Source organism: Mucilaginibacter pocheonensis, from assembly GCF_031456535.1.
Classification (GTDB): Bacteria; Bacteroidota; Bacteroidia; order Sphingobacteriales; family Sphingobacteriaceae; genus Mucilaginibacter; species Mucilaginibacter pocheonensis.
On sequence record NZ_JAVDUU010000001.1, the window covers coordinates 316,355 to 338,500 of the forward strand.

The window sequence follows — 22,146 nt, forward strand, 5'->3', positions numbered from 1 at the left end:
CAGAATTTATACGTTTTATTGAATTTTTACAGATGTAACCACATCATTCGCGTTAGGGAACAAAGTGGTGAAGTTGGCTGTATTTGAAGTACGTATCCATGATGTACCGCCAAAATTGTCGTTTTTGTACATGGTTACCTTCCATCCTGTTGGCATTTTTACTGATGATGCCCAGTTATCTATAAAACCATAAGCCTGTAATTGAGCCAGTGTGTAATTACCTTTCGGGATAGATGCTGTTACAGCTCCTCCGTAATTGCTATCCTGGTAAAAAGTAACCCCTGTAGGCGGTGGGGTAGTGCCTCCTGTATAAACGGTTGTTTTACCATAAAGCGCATTGGAAAAACCCGACAGATATGTATGCACATCGGTATTTGGCAGGTTGTAACACAAGTATATCCCATAACCGTTGTTTACCGTTTGTGTAGCTAATGAAGTAGCGGTTGACGAACTGGTGCTTTGAATGTCAATTGCTGCAGGCCCAAGGTTACTTTTAGCCAGCCCGGGAACATTAGGTACCGAATAAGTGCCATAAATAGCATTCCAGCTGTAATCAACTTTTGAGCCAACAGTTACGCCATTGTAACTTAACCTTGACGCTGCCGGGCCATAAAAGTAAAACGAGATGAGCTTGGTAGGCATCAGCTGGCGCAGGGCGGTTACCAGGTAAACAAATGAACTATCATTAGGCTGACCGGTTCCATTGTTACCATAATCGGCATACTCATCGTCAAAGTCAATACCATCAAGACCATAGGTTGTAACCGCGTTGCTTAGCTGCAAGGCAAAATCCTGAGCGGCCGCCTGGCTGGTGAAGTTACTGATACCGGCACCCTGATGATTGCCTAAAATAGATAGCATTACCTTAATACCCTTAGCCTGCAAAGGCTGTATATAGGTTGATGCATTGCTTAATACATTAGTTACCTGTGGGTTAAAATACAACTCGGCTTTTTGCGTGGTAGTATTATAATTTATATTGGCAGCGAATATAATGCCGATATCAAAAAGTTGCTCGCCGGTTGATAGGGTATAATTGCCTACATTACGAATGTCGTTATTGTTTACTTCAACGTAGCACACAGCTTTTGGGCCGGCTACACCGATGGCGTCTGTGCCTAATTTTGATGATGTATTGTTAGGTGCCTCAGGCGCCGGGGCCTCGTTTTTTTTACAGGCTGCAGTAAACATCAGGGCAATGCCTAATATCGCGAAAGATATTTTGTTAAAGTGTGATCTCATAAGTTTTTTTGAATTTGGTTAATAATTTTTCAGTGATTAAATAAGCGTTTGATTTATCCATAGGCGCAATAATTTCAATTTAAAGGGGTAGTCACAAGAGATAAATATCTCATTCAAGAGTATGATCTGTGAAGGTTTATAAGGATGTAATATTGGTTTAAAGGTTTAGACATCTACTTATACGGAAGTAATAATCCTTTAGGTTACAGATTATAAAGTAGTTTAAGAAAAATATCTTCAAACGCAGGCTCTCTTTTTATGCTTATGAATGTGCAGGTTTTAAATTGTTACGGTTGTCGGTTTTATTTTATTAAAGTACATTTAAACCTTTGATTGACTAATAAAATGAAAAGAGCCTTACTCATTAATTTAATATTGATAACTGTTGCAATCGGTGTTTTTGCTCAACCTAAAGCTCCTGATGCCGAATATATAAAAGCCAGTTATCAGAAATATGAATACCAGATACCGATGCGTGACGGTAAAAAATTATTCACCTCGGTATATATACCTAAGGACCGGTCAAAAAAATATCCGATCATGATGGACAGGACACCTTATAGTGTTGCACCATACGGCGGCGATGTTTATAAAGGTAGCCTGGGTCCTTCATCGTTGTTTACCCATGACGGTTTTATTTTTGTTTACCAGGATGTACGCGGCCGGTGGATGAGCGAAGGCGTTTATGAAGAAATGACCCCTGAAAAGGAAGTGCATAAAACCAAAAACGATGTTGATGAAGGTACCGACACTTATGACACCATTAACTGGCTGCTTAAAAACTTGCCCAATAACAATGGTAAAGTGGGCGTATGGGGTATATCATATCCCGGTTTTTATACCACAACGGCATTGCTGAGCCGTCACCCGGCGTTGGTTGCCGCATCGCCGCAGGCTCCTATTGCTGATCTGTACCGTGATGACGCTTTTCACAATGGCGCGTTTATGCTGGTGGCCAACTTTGGTTTTTATCCGTTTTTTACCAACCGCCAGGATGATAAGCCAACGCAGCGCAAGACATCTGGTTTTGAGCCTGGTACCCAGGATGGTTATGATTTTTTTCTGAAAATGGGTTCGGTAAAAAACTCTAACGATAAATATTATAAAGACACTATCCGTTTATGGAACGAGATGCTTGACCATCCCAACTATGACCAGCACTGGAAAGACCGAAATGTATTGTATCATCTGCATGATATTAAAACAGCGGTATTGGTTACGGGTGGCTGGTATGATGCCGAAGATCTGTATGGGGCTATAAACACCTATAAAACGCTGGTTAAGGAAAATCCAAAAACGCCTGTTTATTTTGCTATGGGCCCCTGGGTACACGGCGGCTGGGCGCGCGGCGACGGCGACCATTTGGGCGATATTGATTTTGGCGGCCCAACCGGCCCGTTCTATCGCGAAAAAATTGAGTTTGCTTTTTTTAGTCACTATTTAAAAGGCACCGATTTGAGCCTGGCGCCTATATCGACATTTGAAACAGGCACCAACAACTGGAAAACCTATAACACCTGGCCACCAAAAGAAGCTGCCGAAAAGAATTTATATCTGCTACCAGGCGGTAAACTATCCTTTGATGCACCAGCGCCAGCAGGTGATAGTTTTGATGAGTTTGTATCCGATCCCAATAAGCCGGTACCGTTCATCAACAGTATTGATATCAATATGAAACGTGAATACATGACCGCCGACCAGCGCTTTGCCGCGCAAAGACCCGATGTGCTTGCCTATACTACTGATGTGCTGGATAAAGACGTTACTATTGCCGGTAACATATGGGCCAATTTAAAAGTATCAACCACCGGTACAGATGCCGACTGGGTAGTAAAGGTAATTGACATATATCCTGATTCAGCTCAGAACAATAAATGGACAGGCAAAGAGGTTTACCTGTCGGGCTACCAGCAAATGGTGCGCAGTGAGGCCATGCGCGGCAAGTTTCGCAACGGGTTTGATAAACCGGAGCCCTTTGTACCGGGCCAGGTAACCCCGGTAAATTTTGAACTGCAGGATGTATTGCACACCTTTAAAAAGGGTCACCGCTTAATGGTGCAGGTACAAAGTACCTGGTTCCCGCTGATCGACCGTAACACCCAGCAGTTTCAGGATATTATGAAAGCGAAGGATTCCGATTTTAAGAAAGCAACACACCGGGTTTATACCTCAAAGGATAATAGCAGCTATTTAAAAGTGAGGGTGGTGGAATAATAGCTTCAAGAATGGTGGCTGTTGATGCTGCGCTCTTGCGGGGTGATGTGGTGGATAAGTTATAGAAATGCGTATGAAAGTCATTCTATTAGTAACAATATTGTGCCTGACTATTATAATGCCGGCCAGGGCACAGAAAAAAGCATTTAATAAAGCCCTGGCCGATAGCCTGAATAGTTGGGCGCTTTTGGATCAGGTTGCTGCCAAGGCTCCGGAAGGTAAATACAAAGCTATGGGTTGGGAAAAGTTTGGGCAATTTCAGGATAGCGTATTTGACGCTCACCAACTTTTATTAAGTAAGGTGTTTGATCTGTATGGGTATCCGGGCTATGATCTGGTAGGCAAAAAAGGCTCAAATAACTTTTGGCTAATGGTTCAGCATTGCGATAAACACCTGGCATTTCAACAAAAAGTATTGAACGCCATGAAAGAGGAACTGGCTAAAAACAACGCGGATAGTAAAAATTACGCTTACCTAACCGACAGGGTAAAAATCAATACCAAACAAAAACAAGTTTACGGTACGCAACTCACTTATAATACAGATAGCTGTCAGGCAATTCCAAAGCCGTTGGCAGATAGTTTAAATGTAAATCAAAGGCGTAAGGAGGTAGGGCTTGAACCGATTGAAAAATATTTGAATAGTATGTCCGAACTTCATTTTATGATGAACAAGGCAACATATGAAAAAAAGGGAATTACCAGGCCAAAGCTTTTGACTGTTCCAAAGGAGAATAATAGCGACAAGCCGTAACGCAGGTCGGTGATGTGAGGACTAACTTGTGCTTTGCGTAATCATAGATATGGATGACTTACGTTATTCTCCTGGCTGAATTATTGTAACTTGGTGTAAAACCTGCATTTATGAAAAAGTCATTATTATTTCTCCTATTAATAGCTGTTTGTTCCGCGTGTAGCCAAAAAAGCCGTCAGGCTGCTCCGTGCAATCCGGGTATGTGTACCATGATGTTTACTACCATTGGGATTCATTTTGTTGATAACGCCGGAAAGCCGGTAGCCATAAAAGATTTTAAGGCTGTTAACTTAAGGACAAATAAAGATATCAAAACTGAACCGATAAACGGTTCGGAGGCCAACCGGGGTTTTCATGTCATTGCTACAGATGGTAACATGAAGGAGTTTACTAATCAGGGAGATGACGTAAGAGTTACCGCTACTGATTCGGTTAGCAATCAAACCAAATCTGTTACCGTAAAGTTGGCCGGAGGTTGCGCCTGCCATATATCAAAGGTATCGGGTCCAGATACGCTTGCTTTTGATTAGCGCATCTTTTGTAGCGTTTGCATTCTTCTTGTCGTAATGGTATAAAACCTTGATTATGACCAGAAAAATATTATTGTTGCTGCTTATTACAGCTTGCTTATCGTGTAAAAAAAACCATCAAAAACCAGGTTGTTCCATAGGTAAATGTACACTGGAATTTGCAAGTGTGGGCATCCGTTTTGTTGATAAAGCTGGTGAAGGCGTTATAGTAACAAACTTTAGCGCTAAAAACCTAAGAAGCGATTCATTGATTGTTGCAGGCGCGGTTATAGACCCGGGTTTTTCACCTGCATACAAAACTATTGCGACAGATAATAACCTGAAACAGTTTTCTACCGAGGGCGACAACGTACAGATCACAGCTACGCATCCGGATACCCATCAAATTAAAACAGCCGTTGTTAAAATTGCCGGCGGGTGCGCGTGTCATATCAGCAAAATTTCAGGGCCGAATACGGTAACCTTTGATTAAATCAAACGCCCGATAATACAACAGGTAATGCATTAGGATTGGCCTGGTATAAGGCATAAGTTCCCTTTTCATCAGTTATTGTATTAACCGTTTGCTTTTTACTGCCTTGTACAACAGTCGCTTTTTTCCAGCCGGTAGGCACATAAGTTTTAAGCGTGAGCGGCATGGCATAAAAAGTTTTGTTCAGCGGGTGACTTACTTTTACAGTTATTTTTCCATTGCCCAGGTTGCTTTGCACTTTAGCACTTTGTCTTTCACGCATGTATTTGGTTACATCGCCAAAAGTCGCTACCCAAAGCTTGTCTTCATGATTTTTGATGTAGGTAAAATATTCATCCAGTTCCTGGCGCGGCAAAGCTTCCCAGCCAATTCCGTCAACGCCGTGGTGGGTTAGTACCAGCCAGGTATCTTTTCTGTTCATGGTGGTATCCACCCAGGCTTTCATCAGGGGCAGTGGTGTTTTGGTGGTTGCTCCGCGCTGATATTGTACATACTCTTTACCAGTATTACCTGGCGTGTCCTTGCTTCCGCGATCAATTTCCTTTAGCCAAGGCTCGGGCATCCGGTTGCGCAGGGCAGGGTAGACTTTGGCCAGATAGGTCACCGCGCGTTCGTTTTCCGTTCCGAACGGTCCTTCGGCACTAAATGTATACTGTATTCCTAAATGGTTCAAAATATCCAGGCGGCTCTTTTCCATTTCATACATCATGTTGGGTTCGTCAAGGGCGGCCAGGCGCGGGTGGGTTACCATGTGGCTGGCAAATTCGTGGCCCTGGGCAGCATATTTTTTAATAGTAGCCCAGGTAGTACCGTGCGCGTCCCTGTACTCGTCGTTATGCTGTATACCAGGTTTAAATTCGTTATTACGCACTTTGCGGTAACATTCGTCAATTGCCTTGTAAGCTTCTTCTGTTTTACCAGCATCAATCAATGAGCCGGCTTTGTAATGATAATCAAGCGGACCGATTAAGCCAAGATAACCAGCTGCCGAGGCGCGCTCAAAAAAATTGCTCTTATTGGTAGGGATGGTGGCTGTTTCTTTAATGATGTCTTTTACCGGGCGGCCAATGAATTTACCATGATATTGTGAGCCTGGTATTTGTCCGGTAATGATAAAAAAGGTGGATTTGATACCCAGCTTGTTCAGTATTGGCAAAGCAACCCTGAACTGATTAATAGAGCCGTCGTCCCAGGTAATTGATACCGCCCCGTTGCGGTCATACTGCCATTTGGTAACCTGCGTTTTACCCGGTTGAGCCTTAACCAAAGTAACAAACAGTAAGACGACTATAGAACACAGGAACAGTTTTTTCATAAAATAATTGGTTTATATAGGACTAATATAATGAAGTATGTGCTGGATTAAAGGGTTTTATGCATTTGTAACGAAATAGTTAAGAAGTTAATTAGAATGTTATTTAAACTAATTCTAAATAATGTTTGTGAATTACAATTGTGTTGTTACTTTTGCGCTTAATTAGACTTAGTATAAATAATATGCCAAATATCTTACACAACCCATTCCAAAAGATCTTCTTTATTTTTCTGTTCCTTTTTGCTAATGCCATAAATCTTAAAGCTGACGAAGAAGGCAATGGTGGTAAAATAACAGGTTTTGTTAAAACCATTGATGGCAAGCCGGCCTCATATGTTAATGTTGTAATAAAGGGCTTAAATAAAAGTACTATGACCATTGACGATGGCTCATTTACCATTGCTAATATTAAACCGGGTACTTATACATTAATTACCAGTTATGTTGGTACTAAAAGCGAAGAGCAAACGGTTACCGTTATTGCCAATCAAACCACACGGGTTAATTTCACCCTGCACGAAAGTGCTGCACAGATTGATGAAGTGGTGGTGTCATCCACAAAAACCATTAACCGTAAAAAACTGAACATTGGTAAAATGAATGTAGCGCCGATGGACCTGCCTCAAAGCGTTACGGTAATCGGTCGCGATGTACTTGATCAGCAGCAATCATTGCGTTTAAGCGATGTTACTAAAAATATTAATGGCGTGTACCTGTACAGCGCGCGTGGTAATACACAGGAAACATTTGGCGCCCGTGGTTACAATTTTTCAAGTACAAACATGTTTAAAAATGGCTTCAGGATTAATTCAGGTGTAATGCCTGAGATTAGTTCATTGGAACGTGTTGAGGTTTTAAAAGGAAGCGCGGCCCTGCTTTATGGCAACGTGGCTCCAGGCGGTATACTTAACCTGGTTACTAAAAAACCAAAGTTTGAGCAGGGCGGTCAGGTTTCCATGACCTATGGCAGTTATGACCTCTATAAACCCGCGTTTGATGTTTACGGCCCTATATCATCCAAATTAGCATATCGCTTAAACGGAACCTATGAAAATGCTAAAAGCTATCGCGATAATGTAAAATCAGAAAGAGAGTATATCAACCCGTCGTTTCTGTACAAGATCAGCGATAAAACTAATATTATTGTGGAAGGTGATTACCTGAACTATGATTTTACCCCCGATTTTGGAACCGGGCAAATAAACAATGTAATTGCCAAGGTGCCCCGCAACAGATATTTGGGTGCATTGTGGTCAACCGGTAATACCAAACAAACAACCGCCACAGCTACCGTTAATCACCAGATAAATAGCCTGTGGCAATTGAGCGGAGGCTTTTCATACCAGCACTTTGATCGCCAGTATCAAACAACTGAACGTGTGCTGCCTGACACGCTTACCGGCGATTGGGGGCGTACCTTAAACCGGGCTAAAACACTGGAGGATTATTTTACAGCTCAATTTAATATAACCGGTCAATTCAATACAGGTTCCATCAAACATAATATTTTAGTGGGTGTTGATGCCGATTGGTATAGAAACACCAACTATACGTATGTGACAAATGTAAATAAAGTATCAAGTTACCTTGACCAGAATAACGCGCTTCAAAGTTCGGTTTATGATAAGATCAATATTTTTGACCTTAATAAATACGCCCAGCGTACTGATAAGCCAACCATGAATCCTTTTTATAATGTTTTAACACCAACTAACCGTTTTGGCGCTTATTTTAATGATCTGATCAGCTTGTCAGAGAAGGTAAAAGTGCTGGCAGGTATTCGCTGGTCATACCAATATATATCGCCTACAACGGTTACTACTTATTACAACACCACACCGGCATTGGTAACGCCTTCAGCTGGTAAAGAGGATAAGGCGTTTTCGCCAAGGGTTGGCATTGTTTACAAGCCATTGGCTACCACCGCGTTGTTTGCCAGCTACTCCAACTCGTTTGTGGTAAATACAGGCACTGATATTAACAGCAAGCCGCTTGATCCTTCATTATTAGATCAATATGAGTTTGGTGTTAAAAATGATTTCCTGAATGGTAATCTTTCTGTAAATGTTACCGCATATCGTATCCTTAACAACAACCTGGCCCAAACCGCTCCGTTCCTGGCAGATGGTTCCGCTAATACCAATACAAATATTAAGGAACTTGTTGGCGAAACCAAAAGCGATGGGGTTGAACTGGATATTGCCGGGCATCCGGTTAAAGGACTTGATCTGTTAGCCGGTTATAGTTATACCAATGCTAAATATACCAAAACATCAACAGCAGTAGGGAGCAATATGGCCGGCCAGCCCTTATTGAATGTGCCTAAGCATACCGCTAATACAAGCTTATTCTACACTTTTTACAATGGCGATCTGAAAGGTTTTAAAGTCGGTGCCTCCGTTTATTACCTGGGCGATCGTACTGCCGGCAATGCCAATACCGTTGGACAAACACCAACAGCAACACAACCCAGATCAAGACTGGTTAGCGTTTCGGGCTTTACTACCGTTGATGCATCAGTAGGATATACTTACAAAAAACTATCTATTATTGGTAAAATATCAAATATTGGCAATGTGCTTAATTACAATGTTCATGAAAACTACAGCATTAATCCAATACCTCCAAGACAGTTTTTAACTACACTCACGTATAAATTTTAATTTTTAATCTCCCCAGATAAAGAGCCAGGTATGTTTTTGCATACCTGGCTCTTTCAATTGCTGCTTCATATGAGCTCCGCAACTGGTATGATGATCTTCGCCCGTGCTATAACAGGTACTGTTAGTTTTTTGAAAAGGAGATAAAACATACACCCCCGGGATAGCCCGGTAGGGTTATAGATTATCAGTGAGGAAGGGATAATTTAAAAGCTGTTTTTGAATGCCCGTTAATAATTGCTGTGGCCTGAAAGGCTTTAACAGGCAATCGGCGAAGCCGCTTTCAATAAGGTCGGCCAGCATTTTTTGATCAACAAGGGATGCCGTAAAGGCTATAACAGGTATTTCTGGATATAATTTTTTGACTTCATATATCGCTTCGTAGCCAGTCATTACAGGCATCTCCAAGTCCATTAAAATTATATGATAAGCCTGGTCTTTTTTTAGTTCATCAAGTGCTTCCCTGCCATTATAAACACCGGTTATACCGGCATTAAAGCTTGATAAACATTTTTGAGCAACCATCATATTGATTTGATTGTCCTCAACCAGCAATACCCGTATCCCCGAGAGGGGAGAGTTTGTTTTGCTTTTTTCTTCTCCCGGCTTTTGCTGTGTTGAAAGAGCAAGCTTAAGGTTAAAGCTAAAAGTGCTGCCAACACCTTTCTCGCTCACCAGCATAAGTTTGCTATCCATTAATTTGAGCAACCTCACACATATATTGAGTCCTAACCCGGTTCCGTGCAACTGCCTGATATTTTGATCATAAACCTGCCAGAAACTTTCAAATATTTTTACCTGGTCTACCTCATTAATTCCTATCCCCGTATCCTGAACGCTAAAGCCAACCTCCATAAATTGTTCAGTTTTGGATATGCAAACAGCTTTTAGTTTAATGTACCCGTGGCTGGTGAATTTTAAAGCATTGCTTAACAGGTTATTAAAAACCTGGATAAGGCGCAAGTCATCGGCAAGTACCAGTTCATCAAGTTCAGGGGCTATTTCAATTTTTAGTTCCAGGCCTTTTTCTTTAAAAACCGCGGTAAAAGGCGTGCCTGCGTTTAACAGGAGTTGCTTCAAATTCAGTTCGGCGAGGTGTATCTCCAGTTTATCAGCCTCTATCTTATTAAAATCAAGGATGTTATTTACCTGTTGCAGCATATGGTCTGAGCAGTACTTGAGCGTTTGCATATACTCTTTGTATTGAGCAGGTGTATGCGGGTGCTTAAGTAAATTTACTGTACCAATAATTCCGTTTAAAGGTGTGCGCAACTCGTGGCCCATGGTAGCCAAAAACTGGGTCCGGGTATCAATAACACGTTGGTTTTGCTCCATTAACTCGTTGATATACCTTTTTTCAAAAAATATATAGGCCACAGCAAATACTATAGTCGAAAAAATGGCAATTATCCGGTTAATAAATGCCAATTTATTTATTTGAGAGGGTGTAAAATCCTGAAGCGGGGTTACATAGCGGCCTATCAAAATACAAATGCCGAATGACACTATAATTATTGAAATATATATAAACGATTGGCGATACTGCGTTTGTTTAAGATCAACAATAATAGGAACTGAAACAAGCAGGGGAAAAAAATAAAGGAACTGCTCAGACTGCAAGCCTTCAAGCGCTGCAGCCATCATCAACATACTACAAATAAGCGAGATAATAGAAATAGTTAGGTTTTTAATGTCGCCATTATATTTCAAAAGGATAAACATTAAAATAGCAAAGCAAAAACAGGCTACTAAAAAAGAGGAGACATACAGGCCTATAAATGAATCGTAAATGGAAAGGCCTATACCGGTAAACAATGATGCCAGGCCAAGCTGATATGATCTTTTATGAACATTTTTCATGTCAAAAAGAGGATTCATAAGCCTGTGATCATTATTGATCAACTTGTGATATTTATCAGTAATGTTGCCCATTCTGCCTGTTCACAATGCTCTTTTGCATTGGGAAATTAACTTACAAAGTTACGCTAATAAATAACTCAGCGTTAATAAAATGAACAATTGACGATGTTGAGCTATACTTTAATTCAATTAAAACGGTATATAAATATTTTAACTTGAACAGCTGTAAGGCGAATTTTTTTAATTAATATATAATGAACCGGCTTCAACAAATTATTTCATGCATATGCATAACTGTTGAAACCAGTTCATAATCATACGCAGAGCACCTTATTTTACCAGATATTGATAGGTTATGGTATAATTACCTTCATTTGAAGCTACCTGCGCGCTAACCGGAAAACCAACAGCGTTATATTTATAAAGATAAAGCCTGATTATATTGTCATGGCTCATTGCTATAACGTTATTTACAAGAGTTTGAGGTTCCTGCTCGGCCAGGTACATTAAATGAATATTTTTAGCACCAATCATTGATAAGGGATGTTTACTGGTATCGTACAAATAAGAATATTGCGGTCCGCCAATGGTTTGAAAATCTGTAACGTTTGATTTGCTATCGTACAAATATTTTATAGAGGGATCACAAGACAGAGAAGTAACCTGGTTTTTTGCGTTGAGTATAAGTGAGCAGGAGCCGGCACTTGTACTGTCTGCCCTGAAATTATTAACCGTTATCGCGTTGGTAGAATAAGTAAAAGTTTGAAAGCCATACAAAGTAGTGCCGTCCAGGCGATATTTATATGCAGACACTAAATTATCGTTGTCATCATAGTTATATCTGTATACAACGGCGGAGCGTTGCAAAAAAACGTAGGTCAGCCGGTTCTTATCGTCATAGTGATATCCATTATTGGCAATTTTACCGCCAATTAAATATGTGGCTTTGTTCAATAAATAAATGGGTGACGTAACAGCGGGCGACGTTTGAGCTGTATTTGTCGACGATGTTTGATTAATAGTTGAAAGCTCTTTTTTACAGCCGGCAAATAATAGTATGCAGCCAATAATAGTAAGTGATAATGTTTTCATATTTAGGTTTTTACCTTAAAGCTAATTAAAAATATTTAATATCCAGCAAATAAATATTTAGTAAGTTATATCTAAGCGTATACAGGACGCCGTAAACCAGCGAAATAGACAATATTTAGGGAAACTATTATTAAATATGATATGAAATTGCCATCTGAGATAGCGGTACAATATACTTTGTAGATAACGGGAAGCATAAGGAAATATAGAGCTTTGTTTTGACTTCATGCTCTTTTGTGGCTTATCAGCTTTACCTCATGTAAGAAATTGTTTAAGGTACTGAGCAATATTTACCACAATTTGTTTGAACTGATCCAATTCCCTCAACCCGGCACCAGCCGGGTTTTTGTTTTTACTGGCATAGTAAAATACCCTCCAAAAATGTTGAAAACTTTTTGGTGGTAAAAAGTGGTAGAAAGTGGTAAAAGAAATTTACTTTTACCTATTAAATTATGCCATAGTCTCGAAATGTCTCATTTAACCGGTGAATTTGAATGTAAGCTGGATCCTAAATCAAGGATGATGATACCTGCTGGGCTCAAGAAAAAGCTTCCCGAAGCTGAAACTGAGGGCCTTGTGATCAATCGCGGATTCAAAAACTACCTGGTTATTTACACTAAATCTGAATGGGACAAAAGACTTGATGAACTGAGCAAACTTAATGAATACGAACAAGATAATATAGATTTTATCAGATATTTTACCCGTGGGGCCACCGAGCTTTCACTTGATGCCGCGGGCCGGGTGCTGTTGCCAAAGTTTTTACTGGAGTATGCCGGTATTAAATCAGATGTGGTGCTCACCTGCCAGTTAAATAAAATTGAAGTTTGGGATGCGGCCGCTCATAAGGCCGCGTTTGATAATGAGCCTGAGAACTTTAGCGCGCTGGCGCAAAGGGTAATGGGCAATAAAGCAAGGAGGGGAGATGAGTGAGTATCATATACCGGTAATGCTCAATGAGTGTATGGAAGGCCTTAACATTAAAAAGGACGGCACTTATGTGGATGTAACTTTTGGTGGGGGCGGGCATTCGCGCGAAATATTGAAACGCCTGGGCAAGGGTGGCACTTTGCTGGCCTTTGATCAGGATGCCGATGCGCAGCAAAATTTGATTGATGATGAACGTTTTGTTTTTGTAGATCAGAACTTCAGGTATCTTAAAAATTTTAGTCGCCTTCATGGTGTTATCCCCGTTGATGGTATACTGGCTGATCTGGGGGTTTCATCGTACCAGTTTGACCAGGCCGACCGTGGTTTTTCCATCCGTTTTGATGCCGAGCTGGACATGAGGATGAACCAGTTGGGCGAGCTTACGGCAAAAGATGTGGTAAATAATTACACCGCTGCCGAGCTGCATCGCATTTTTGGCGTTTACGGCGAAATACAAAATGCCAGATCATTGGCCGAAACTATCGTTACCGCGCGTTTAAACGCGCCGATAGTAACCATTGCCGATCTGAAGAACGCCATCAGCAACCGCATCCCCCGTGGCAAGGAAAATAAGTACCTGGCGCAGGTGTTCCAGGCCCTGCGCATTGAGGTTAACCAGGAACTGGAGGCCTTAAAAGAATTTTTGATCCAGAGCGCCGAGGTATTAGCCGTTGGCGGCAGGCTGGTCGTAATGTCATATCATTCGCTTGAAGACAGGCTGGTAAAAAACTTTATTGCCAAGGGCAAGTTCAGCGGTGAGGTTGAAAAGGATCTTTATGGTAATGATAATAAACCCTTTGATGCGGTAAGCCGGGGGGCTATAACGGCATCAGATGAGGAGATAAAAAATAATAACAGGGCACGGAGCGCTAAATTAAGGATAGCTGTAAAAAAATGACCAATCGTTTACGTACAGAAATTCAGGAAGAAGAAGGGGATGAAAATCTTATTGTTGAGGAAAAACCTGTAAGGGAAATTCCGGATAATTTTTTTACCCAGTTTTTTACCAAAGGCTTTATCACTACAGAGCGAGCTACTAACGCCCTGCCTTTTATATTGTATCTGGCCCTGTTGGGTATGTTATATATAGGTAACATGCACCTGGCCGAGAAAACGATACGCGACATTGACGATTTAAATAAAGAGGTAAAAGAGCGGGGTTGGGATTATAAAACAGCCAAAGCCGATATGGCTTTTAAAAGTACGTTAACGGAGGTGGCCAAACGGGCAGATACCCTGGGGGTTAGGCAATCAGTTGAGCCGCCGCAAAAAATAACAGTAAAGGAGGAGCAGGATGGGAATTAGGACCAACATTCTGATGCGGGTGTATATCGCCTTCGGGTTGATAGTGTTATTTGCGTTTGCCGTAGTGGTGCAATTGTGTAGGGTGCAATTTGTACAAGGTAAAAAATGGAAGGCCATGGCTGTAAGCATGTCGGCGCAGTACAGAGATGTGGAGGCGGCCAGAGGAAACATATTTTCTGTTGATGGCAGCCTGCTGGCTACATCAGTGCCCGAATATGAATTGCACATGGATATGCTGGCCGGCGGTATTGCAGACGACAGCGTTTTTAATGATAATATTGATGTGCTGGCCGCTAACCTGTCAAAAATGTATGGCGACAGGAGCGCCCGCGAATATTCAAGGATCTTGCGCGAAGCCCGAAGGGAGGGTTCGCGCTACCAGCTGTTAAGGCGCAGGGTAAGCTATCAGGAATTAAAGAAGATACGTGAGTTCCCGATATTTAAGAAAAGAAAAACCAGGAATTGCCTGATCGTGCTGCAGCAGAATAAACGCATATTGCCGTTTCATTCATTGGCGGCCCGTACCATCGGCTATAAAAATGATAATGTTAAAAATCCGGTTGGCCTTGAAGGGGCCTATTCGTCTTATATCAACGGCGAAAATGGCAGGCGTTTAATGCAGCGTATCCCCGGCGGTACATGGATGCCGGTTAATAATGACCAGGACGAAATTGCTGCTAAAGACGGTGCGGATATTATATCAACCATCAATGTGAATTTTCAGGATGTGGCGCAAGACGCCCTGAAAAAGCAACTCATAAAAAGTGAGGCCGATCATGGTTGCGTGGTATTAATGGAGGTAGCAACCGGCGAGGTTAGGGCTATTGCCAACTTTACCCGCTCAAAGGATGGTGAATACCAGGAAAAAATGAATTACGCTATCAGTAACGCTATTGATCCGGGCTCAACCTTTAAGCTGGCATCATACATGACCCTGCTTGATCAGCATAAGCTGGATACCAATACTATAGTGAATGCCGAGGGCGGTAAATACAAATTCCCCAAAGGCCCAACTATTACAGATACGGAGCATGATAATTATGAGATGACGGTAAAGCATGCTTTTGAAGAGTCGTCAAATGTGGCCGCCGCTAAATTGGTTACTAAATTTTACAAGGACAACCCATGGCAGTATATCAATAAATTATACAGCTATCATTTAAATGAAAAACTGGGTCTGCAGATTCGCGGCGAAGGCAGGCCGGTAATTAAAAATCCGTCAAACCGCAGCTGGAACAAAAATTATACGCTGCCCGAAATGGCTTATGGTTATGAAATGAACCTTACTCCGCTGCAAATGCTGGCTTACTATAATTCGGTAGCCAATAACGGTAAAATGATAGCTCCCATATTTGTGCGCGAGATACGCCGTTTGGGCAACCCTATTGAGCAGTTCCAGGCACGGGTTATTAATGAAAAAATATGTTCAGATGCTACCCTGGGCAAGGTAAAAAGCATGCTGGAAGGTGTAGTGCTTAATGGTACCGGCAAAAACGTGATCAAGAACAAACTGTACAGCGTAGCCGGTAAAACCGGTACGGCACAGGTTGCCAACGGTACGCTGGGATATAAAAATAAAAAGTACCAGGCCTCATTTTGCGGGTATTTTCCGGCAAATAATCCAAAGTACTCCATGATAGTGGTTATCAATAACCCTACCAAGGGCAATTACCTTGCAGCTCTGGTTGCAGGGCCGGTTTTCAGGGAAGTGGCAGACAGGGTTTATGCTAATGATATGGAAATAAACCAAACCCCGGCCACTCATTTGGTAGGTAACACAAGTTTGCCAAAAGTAAAGCAGGGCAATTTAAAAGCATTAAAAAAGGTTTATGCCAAACTGGGTGTAAAACCATTGTATGCATCGGCCAATGCCGAAGGCAATGGGGTTGATACCAGTAACGGAATCCCTTTTGAGGAAGTAAAATATAAGAATGGTACGGTTCCGGCCGTAACCGGGATGGGTCTTAGCGATGCCTTGTATGTACTGGGTAACGCGGGTTATAAAGTAACGGTACGCGGCAGCGGCATGGTAACTACACAATCGGTTACCGGCGGCAGTCTTATACCAAAGGGTTCACGCATAACTATTGAACTGCAATGAAGTATTTAAGTGATATATTGGAAGGGCTGGCCTTTACCGAACTACAGGGGAGTGCCGATGTTGAGATTACTTCGGTAACTTTTGATTCGCGCATGGTGCAGCCAGGGGCATTATTTGTTGCTGTTAAAGGTACACAGGTTGATGGCCATGATTATATAGACCAAGCCGTAAAAAAGGGTGCTATAGCCGTTATTTGCGAAGAGCTCCCGGCCCGTACAGCGGCCGAGGTTGATTTTTTAATGGTTGCCGACTCTGGCAAGGCATTAAGTATTGTTGCGGCTAATTTTTACGATAACCCATCGGCGCAGTTAAAACTTGTAGGGGTAACCGGAACCAACGGAAAAACTACCGTAGCCACATTACTATACCAGTTGTTTCGCGATATGGGATATAAATGCGGGCTATTGTCAACTGTCGAAAATCAGATCAACGGGCAGGTGATCCCGGCAACTCATACCACGCCCGATCCTATTGAGCTTAACCGCTTGCTTGATGATATGGTGACACAAGGCTGCGATTACTGTTTTATGGAGGTAAGCTCACATGCGGTTGCGCAGCACCGTATTGCCAACCTGCATTTTTCCGGAGGCATATTCACTAACCTTACGCATGACCATTTAGATTATCATAAAACCTTTGACAGTTATCTGAAAGCCAAAAAAACGTTTTTCGACGGCTTGTCAAAAAACGCGTTCGCGCTTACCAATACCGATGATAAGAACGGCAATGTAATGCTGCAGAACACAGCGGCCCATAAAAAATCATACGGACTAAAAACTATGGCCGATTATAAGGCCCGCATACTTGAAAATCAGTTTGGCGGCCTGCTGCTGTATATTGATAACGAGGAAGTATGGTTTAAAATGGTGGGCACTTTTAATGCCTACAATTTGCTGGCGGTGTATGCTGCCGCGATGTTGCTTGATCAGGATAAAGCCAAAGTATTGACCAGCCTGAGCAAGCTAACCGGTGCCGAAGGACGGTTTGAATATATAGTAGCGCCTAATAAGGTAATTGGTATTGTTGACTACGCCCACACACCAGACGCCGTGCAGAACGTGCTGAGCACCATTCATGATATACGAAAGGGCAACGAAAAGGTAATAACCGTAATTGGTTGCGGCGGCGACAGGGATAAAGCCAAGCGCCCTGTAATGGCCAAGGTGGCTTGTGAGTGGAGTGATAAAGTGATACTTACTGCTGATAATCCCCGCTCGGAAGACCCTGCCCAGATCATTAAGGATATGGAGGAAGGGGTTGATCCGGCTTTTAAACGGCATACCGTAAGTATAGTTGACAGGCGCGAAGCCATCAAAACTGCCTGTATGCTTGCTCAGCCTGGTGATATCATTTTAGTTGCCGGCAAAGGCCATGAAAAATACCAGGAGATAAATGGCGTGAAAAATCACTTTGACGACATGGAAGAACTGGAAGAACAATTTAAGCAAATGCTATAAACACGCATTTCAAAGTGTGAATGGGGAGAGCAGGAGGTTAAACAGGAAACGCCTGATGATAAGTTTTAAGAAAGACAATTCATTAACCAATTAATATAAATAACGAAAGATAATTAAACATAAACAGCAAGGCTGCATATTTTAAATCTGCAAATCAATGATCTGCTCATCTGAAATCTGCACATCTGCACATAGTGAAGCCGATGTTATATTATTTATTTACATATCTAAGTAAAAACTACAGTATTCCGGGAGCGGGGGTATTTCAGTATATCACGTTCCGTACGGCTTTGGCTGTAATAACATCATTGCTGATCACCACTGTTTATGGTCGTCGGTTAATCGATTACCTGCGTTTTAAACAGGTTGGTGAAACCGTTAGAAACCTGGGGCTTGAAGGTCAGATGCAAAAGTCAGGCACGCCTACCATGGGGGGGATTATCATTTTACTGGGTATACTGGTGCCAACCTTGCTGTTTGCCAAGCTGAGTAATATTTATATTATCCTCATGCTGATCACTACCGTGTGGCTGGGAGCTATTGGGTTTTTAGATGATTATATTAAAGTATTCAGAAAAAACAAAGAAGGGTTAGCCGGTAGGTTCAAGATCATTGGCCAGGTGGGGCTTTCGCTCATCATCGGCTGGACCATGTATTTCAGCACAGATATCGTAATAAGGCAGGAAGTGAAATTGCCGGTAAAAGTTGATGCCCCGGTGGAGTTTCATATGAAAAAAAACGTCCCTGTTTACACACAGGATGTACGTTCTACAAAAACCACCATGCCTTTTTATAAAAACAATGAGTTTGATTATGCCAAGGTGCTTAAATTTTTAGGTCCTGGCTATGAGCAATACGCGTTGGTGGTGTTCCTGTTTTTTGCTATTGTGATCATCACCTTTATATCTAACGGGGCAAATATTACCGATGGTATTGATGGTTTAGCAACAGGCACATCGGCAATTATAGGTATTACGCTGGCAATACTTGCTTATGTATCGGGTAACATAGCCATGGCTGATTATCTGAACATTATGTTTTTACCAAACTCGGGCGAGCTGGTAATTTTTGCCGGAGCGTTTGTTGGGGCATGTGTAGGCTTTTTATGGTATAACTCCTATCCGGCCCAGGTATTCATGGGCGATACAGGCAGTTTGGCCATTGGTGGTATCATCGCGGTTTTCGCTATTGTGATACGCAAGGAGTTATTGCTGCCTGTATTATGCGGTGTGTTCCTGATTGAGAATGTATCGGTTATTATGCAGGTATCATGGTTTAAATATACCAAGAAGCGCCTGGGCGAGGGCAAGCGTATATTCTTAATGGCCCCATTGCATCACCATTATCAAAAAAAGGGTTTCCACGAAGCCAAGATAGTAACACGCTTTTGGATCATCGGCATTTTGCTGGCCATTATAACAATAATAACATTGAAACTGAGGTAAACACCCGCCCCAAAGGCAGGGAGGGAAAGAAACAAGAAATTAGAATCAAGATTAAGGAATAAGAGTAATAACGCAATGAACCAACAGGAACAAGCAACACGTAACACACAACACGCAAATCAGCGGTTAGCCATACTTGGTGCCGGCGAAAGCGGTGTAGGAGCGGCGTACCTTGCCCAACAGCAGGGATATGATGTTTTTGTTTCGGATTTTGGTGCCATTGCCGGCAATTATAAAAAACAACTGCAGGATTGGGGTATCCGGTTTGAGGAAAATCAGCACACCGAAGCCGAGATATTAAGTGCTATGGAAGTTATTAAAAGTCCGGGGATACCTGACAAGGCGCCTATTATTAAAAAGTTACATGAAAAAGCTATTCCTGTTATATCAGAAATTGAGTTTGCGGGCAGGTACTGCACTTCAAAAATTATAGGTATAACCGGTTCAAATGGTAAAACAACTACCACCAGTTTAACCTACCATATTCTTAAAAACGCGGGTTTAAATGTGGGCTTGGCCGGTAACATCGGCAAAAGTTTTGCCTATCAGGTAGCTACTGAAAAATTTGAATACTATGTGTTGGAGTTAAGCAGCTTTATGTTGGATGATATGTACCGGTTTAAGGTTGACATTGCTGTTTTGCTCAATATTACACCTGACCATTTAGACAGGTATGATTATAAGCTGGAAAACTACGCGGCATCAAAATTCCGCATTACGCAAAACCAAACCGCGGCCGATTATTTTATTTATTGCGCCGATGACCCCGAGACTGTAAAGGGTATGACCACGCGCCGCTTTGAAGCACAGCAACTGCCATTTTCAATTGAAAAAAAAATTACACCGGGAGCATATCTCGAAAACGACAATATTGTCATAAACATACAACAAGAACATTTTCAAATGTCAATTAAAGAATTAGCCCTGCAGGGTAAGCACAACATTTACAACTCCATGGCATCGGGTATTGTAGCAAAGGTGCTCGAATTGCGCAACGAATCGATGAGAGAGAGCATGGGCAACTTTAAAAATATTGAGCACAGGCTGGAGTCGGTTGGTAAAATATCGGGCATTAGTTTCATTAATGATTCAAAGGCCACCAACGTTAACTCAACCTGGTACGCTTTAGAGAGCATGACCACCGATGTGGTACTGATCCTGGGCGGCGTTGATAAAGGCAATGATTACAGTATGCTTAAAGAATTGGTGAAGCAAAAAGTAAAAGCCATTGTTTGTTTAGGTAAAGACAATAAACGTATTCACGATGCTTTTGAAGAGGATGTGGAAGTGATAGTAAACACCGGCTCGGCGCAGGAAGCCGTACAGGTTGCATTTCACCTGGCCGAAAAAGGCGATACCGTATTATTGTCGCCCGCTTGTGCCAGTTTTGATCTGTTTAAAAATTACGAAGACCGCGGCAATCAGTTCAAAGCGGCAGTAAGGGAATTATAAAACCCACACAATCCGCTCCGGTAGAGAGGGATTAAAGGGGTTTAATAAATAAAGAAAACAAAAAACAAAAGTCCTCCCTGCGGGGAGATGATTTAGGAGGGTTTATGCACAGGATACTCAGTAATACAAAAGGCGACCGCTGGATATGGCTCATAGTCATATTGCTTTCTGTTATATCCTTATTAGCGGTATATAGCTCAACAGGTACGCTGGCCTATAAAAGAGGCGTTGGGGTCGAGTCGATCCTGATGAAACATTTGGCCATGGTTGTGGGGGGGATTGCACTGATGTACATTTCGCACAAGCTCGACTATCGTTATTATGCTGGTATTTCCAAGATCATGATGATAGTTACCATACCCCTGCTGTTATATACCCTGGTATTTGGCAGTAACATCAATAACGCCAGCAGGTGGATCAATATCCCGGTAATAGGTCTCAGTTTCCAAACATCGGATCTGGCCAAACTGGCGCTGATCACTTACCTGGCACGTACATTATCGCGTAAGCAGGAAAATATAAAGGATGTAAAAGAATCATTTTTGCCCATTATGGGTTCGGTTTGCCTGGTGTTCATTTTGATAGCGCTGGCCAATTTGTCAACCGCGCTGATGTTATTTGGTGTAAGTATTTTACTGCTCATCATAGGGCGCATCAGCATTAAGCAAATAGCGGTGGTTTGCGGCGCCGGATTTTTACTGCTGATGGGAGTTTTATTCCTGGGGCCGCGCAGGCACATGTATGCAACCCGGGTAAGCACGTTTTTGCACCCCGACCAGGCCAAGCCCGATAAGTCGTTCCAGTCTGACCATGCCAAGATAGCCATAGCCAGTGGCGGCCTGTTTGGTAAGGGCCCTGGTAACAGTACCGAAAGAAATTACCTGCCGGAATCATACTCCGACGAGATATACGCCATTATTATTGAGGAGTATGGACTGGTAGGAGGTTTTGCTTTAATAGGCATTTACCTGTTTTTACTATACAGGTGTATAAAAATTGTGACGAAAGCGCCAAAGGCGTTTGGGGCTTTATTGGCCTGCGGTTTAAGTTTTAGTTTATCCATACAGGCATTTGCAAATATGGCTGTAGCAGTAGGTTTGGGTCCGGTAACGGGCGTACCACTGCCATTTGTAAGTATGGGTGGTACATCAATTTTGTTTACAAGCGTGGCTTTTGGCATCATATTGTCGGTAAGCCGCGATATTGAGGAGCCCAGAAAGGTAGTGGTAGGCGAGATCAGGACGGCATAAATACCCCTGGGGGGAACTAATATAAAGAGTAGCAAACAGTATATATTAAATGAAAAAGGAAAGCAAT

Annotated in this window: 17 protein-coding genes; 13 read left to right on the plus strand and 4 right to left on the minus strand. The window is 42.1% G+C overall.

Features of this window, described 5'->3' with window-relative positions; genetic code table 11:
- Positions 1–15: 15 nt before the first annotated feature.
- Positions 16–1,242, minus strand: a complete 1,227-nt coding sequence (locus tag J2W55_RS01370; RefSeq protein WP_310091109.1) for an endo-beta-N-acetylglucosaminidase H — start codon at positions 1,240–1,242, stop codon at positions 16–18.
- A gap of 345 nt (positions 1,243–1,587) precedes the next feature.
- On the opposite strand from J2W55_RS01370, the gene J2W55_RS01375 reads away from it, so the two are divergent.
- The 4 genes from J2W55_RS01375 to J2W55_RS01390 all read left to right on the plus strand — a co-directional run bounded on the left by J2W55_RS01375 (position 1,588) and on the right by J2W55_RS01390 (position 5,212).
- Complete coding sequence (locus J2W55_RS01375) at positions 1,588–3,456, plus strand: CocE/NonD family hydrolase (RefSeq protein WP_310091111.1); 1,869 nt, start codon at positions 1,588–1,590, stop codon at positions 3,454–3,456.
- A 73-nt stretch (positions 3,457–3,529) separates the two neighbouring features.
- Entirely contained in the window at positions 3,530–4,210 is a 681-nt protein-coding gene (locus J2W55_RS01380; protein WP_310091113.1) for a DUF6624 domain-containing protein, read from the plus strand.
- Positions 4,211–4,320: 110 nt separating this feature from the next.
- Positions 4,321–4,740 (plus strand): hypothetical protein, encoded by a 420-nt coding sequence (locus tag J2W55_RS01385; RefSeq protein ID WP_310091115.1) that lies wholly within the window; start codon positions 4,321–4,323, stop codon positions 4,738–4,740.
- A gap of 55 nt (positions 4,741–4,795) precedes the next feature.
- Positions 4,796–5,212 (plus strand): hypothetical protein, encoded by a 417-nt coding sequence (locus tag J2W55_RS01390; protein WP_310091117.1) that lies wholly within the window; start codon positions 4,796–4,798, stop codon positions 5,210–5,212.
- Position 5,213: 1 nt separating this feature from the next.
- Here J2W55_RS01390 and J2W55_RS01395 read toward each other — a convergent pair whose 3' ends face one another.
- Positions 5,214–6,527 (minus strand): polysaccharide deacetylase family protein, encoded by a 1,314-nt coding sequence (locus tag J2W55_RS01395; RefSeq protein ID WP_310091121.1) that lies wholly within the window; start codon positions 6,525–6,527, stop codon positions 5,214–5,216.
- Between the two features lie 182 nt (positions 6,528–6,709).
- On the opposite strand from J2W55_RS01395, the gene J2W55_RS01400 reads away from it, so the two are divergent.
- Complete coding sequence (locus tag J2W55_RS01400; RefSeq protein ID WP_310091122.1) at positions 6,710–9,190, plus strand: TonB-dependent siderophore receptor; 2,481 nt, start codon at positions 6,710–6,712, stop codon at positions 9,188–9,190.
- A 174-nt stretch (positions 9,191–9,364) separates the two neighbouring features.
- Here J2W55_RS01400 and J2W55_RS01405 read toward each other — a convergent pair whose 3' ends face one another.
- Both J2W55_RS01405 and J2W55_RS01410 read right to left on the minus strand, forming a co-directional pair.
- A complete protein-coding gene (locus tag J2W55_RS01405) occupies positions 9,365–11,065 on the minus strand; it encodes an ATP-binding response regulator (protein ID WP_310091124.1) in 1,701 nt (566 codons plus the stop codon).
- A gap of 312 nt (positions 11,066–11,377) precedes the next feature.
- Positions 11,378–12,139 carry an RHS repeat domain-containing protein gene (locus J2W55_RS01410; RefSeq protein ID WP_310091126.1) on the minus strand — a complete coding sequence of 254 codons (762 nt, stop codon included), beginning with the start codon at positions 12,137–12,139 and terminating at the stop codon, positions 11,378–11,380.
- A gap of 468 nt (positions 12,140–12,607) precedes the next feature.
- Between J2W55_RS01410 and mraZ the strand changes: the two genes are divergently transcribed.
- From mraZ to J2W55_RS01450, 8 genes are all read left to right on the plus strand, one after another.
- Entirely contained in the window at positions 12,608–13,072 is a 465-nt protein-coding gene (gene mraZ / locus J2W55_RS01415) for a division/cell wall cluster transcriptional repressor MraZ (protein WP_310091128.1), read from the plus strand.
- Positions 13,065–13,967 (plus strand): 16S rRNA (cytosine(1402)-N(4))-methyltransferase RsmH, encoded by a 903-nt coding sequence (rsmH, locus tag J2W55_RS01420; protein ID WP_310091130.1) that lies wholly within the window; start codon positions 13,065–13,067, stop codon positions 13,965–13,967. The genes mraZ and rsmH overlap by 8 nt, the downstream gene beginning before the upstream one ends.
- A complete protein-coding gene (locus J2W55_RS01425; protein WP_310091132.1) occupies positions 13,964–14,374 on the plus strand; it encodes an FtsL-like putative cell division protein in 411 nt (136 codons plus the stop codon). The genes rsmH and J2W55_RS01425 overlap by 4 nt, the downstream gene beginning before the upstream one ends.
- A complete protein-coding gene (locus tag J2W55_RS01430; protein WP_310091134.1) occupies positions 14,364–16,475 on the plus strand; it encodes a PASTA domain-containing penicillin-binding protein in 2,112 nt (703 codons plus the stop codon). The genes J2W55_RS01425 and J2W55_RS01430 overlap by 11 nt, the downstream gene beginning before the upstream one ends.
- A complete protein-coding gene (locus J2W55_RS01435; RefSeq protein ID WP_310091136.1) occupies positions 16,472–17,932 on the plus strand; it encodes a UDP-N-acetylmuramoyl-L-alanyl-D-glutamate--2,6-diaminopimelate ligase in 1,461 nt (486 codons plus the stop codon). The genes J2W55_RS01430 and J2W55_RS01435 overlap by 4 nt, the downstream gene beginning before the upstream one ends.
- Before the next feature lie 203 nt (positions 17,933–18,135).
- Positions 18,136–19,377, plus strand: a complete 1,242-nt coding sequence (mraY, locus tag J2W55_RS01440) for a phospho-N-acetylmuramoyl-pentapeptide-transferase (RefSeq protein ID WP_310091138.1) — start codon at positions 18,136–18,138, stop codon at positions 19,375–19,377.
- 75 nt (positions 19,378–19,452) lie between these two features.
- Complete coding sequence (gene murD / locus J2W55_RS01445; protein WP_310091140.1) at positions 19,453–20,829, plus strand: UDP-N-acetylmuramoyl-L-alanine--D-glutamate ligase; 1,377 nt, start codon at positions 19,453–19,455, stop codon at positions 20,827–20,829.
- A 104-nt stretch (positions 20,830–20,933) separates the two neighbouring features.
- Positions 20,934–22,079 (plus strand): FtsW/RodA/SpoVE family cell cycle protein, encoded by a 1,146-nt coding sequence (locus tag J2W55_RS01450; protein ID WP_310091142.1) that lies wholly within the window; start codon positions 20,934–20,936, stop codon positions 22,077–22,079.
- The last annotated feature ends 67 nt before the right edge of the window (positions 22,080–22,146 follow it).

Bases quoted from the DNA above. Each gene is read 5' to 3' on its own strand.
- J2W55_RS01375 (WP_310091111.1), top strand. From the start codon at position 1,588: ATGAAAAGAGCCTTACTCATTAATTTAATATTGATAACTGTTGCAATC.
- J2W55_RS01430 (WP_310091134.1), top strand. From the start codon at position 14,364: ATGGGAATTAGGACCAACATTCTGATGCGGGTGTATATCGCCTTCGGG.
- mraZ (WP_310091128.1), top strand. From the start codon at position 12,608: ATGTCTCATTTAACCGGTGAATTTGAATGTAAGCTGGATCCTAAATCA.
- rsmH (WP_310091130.1), top strand. From the start codon at position 13,065: ATGAGTGAGTATCATATACCGGTAATGCTCAATGAGTGTATGGAAGGC.
- J2W55_RS01385 (WP_310091115.1), top strand. From the start codon at position 4,321: ATGAAAAAGTCATTATTATTTCTCCTATTAATAGCTGTTTGTTCCGCG.
- J2W55_RS01400 (WP_310091122.1), top strand. From the start codon at position 6,710: ATGCCAAATATCTTACACAACCCATTCCAAAAGATCTTCTTTATTTTT.
- J2W55_RS01450 (WP_310091142.1), top strand. From the start codon at position 20,934: ATGCACAGGATACTCAGTAATACAAAAGGCGACCGCTGGATATGGCTC.
- murD (WP_310091140.1), top strand. From the start codon at position 19,453: ATGAACCAACAGGAACAAGCAACACGTAACACACAACACGCAAATCAG.
- J2W55_RS01410 (WP_310091126.1), bottom strand. From the start codon at position 12,139: ATGAAAACATTATCACTTACTATTATTGGCTGCATACTATTATTTGCC.
- J2W55_RS01405 (WP_310091124.1), bottom strand. From the start codon at position 11,065: ATGAATCCTCTTTTTGACATGAAAAATGTTCATAAAAGATCATATCAG.
- J2W55_RS01390 (WP_310091117.1), top strand. From the start codon at position 4,796: ATGACCAGAAAAATATTATTGTTGCTGCTTATTACAGCTTGCTTATCG.
- J2W55_RS01370 (WP_310091109.1), bottom strand. From the start codon at position 1,242: ATGAGATCACACTTTAACAAAATATCTTTCGCGATATTAGGCATTGCC.
- J2W55_RS01425 (WP_310091132.1), top strand. From the start codon at position 13,964: ATGACCAATCGTTTACGTACAGAAATTCAGGAAGAAGAAGGGGATGAA.
- J2W55_RS01395 (WP_310091121.1), bottom strand. From the start codon at position 6,527: ATGAAAAAACTGTTCCTGTGTTCTATAGTCGTCTTACTGTTTGTTACT.
- mraY (WP_310091138.1), top strand. From the start codon at position 18,136: ATGTTATATTATTTATTTACATATCTAAGTAAAAACTACAGTATTCCG.
- J2W55_RS01435 (WP_310091136.1), top strand. From the start codon at position 16,472: ATGAAGTATTTAAGTGATATATTGGAAGGGCTGGCCTTTACCGAACTA.
- J2W55_RS01380 (WP_310091113.1), top strand. From the start codon at position 3,530: ATGAAAGTCATTCTATTAGTAACAATATTGTGCCTGACTATTATAATG.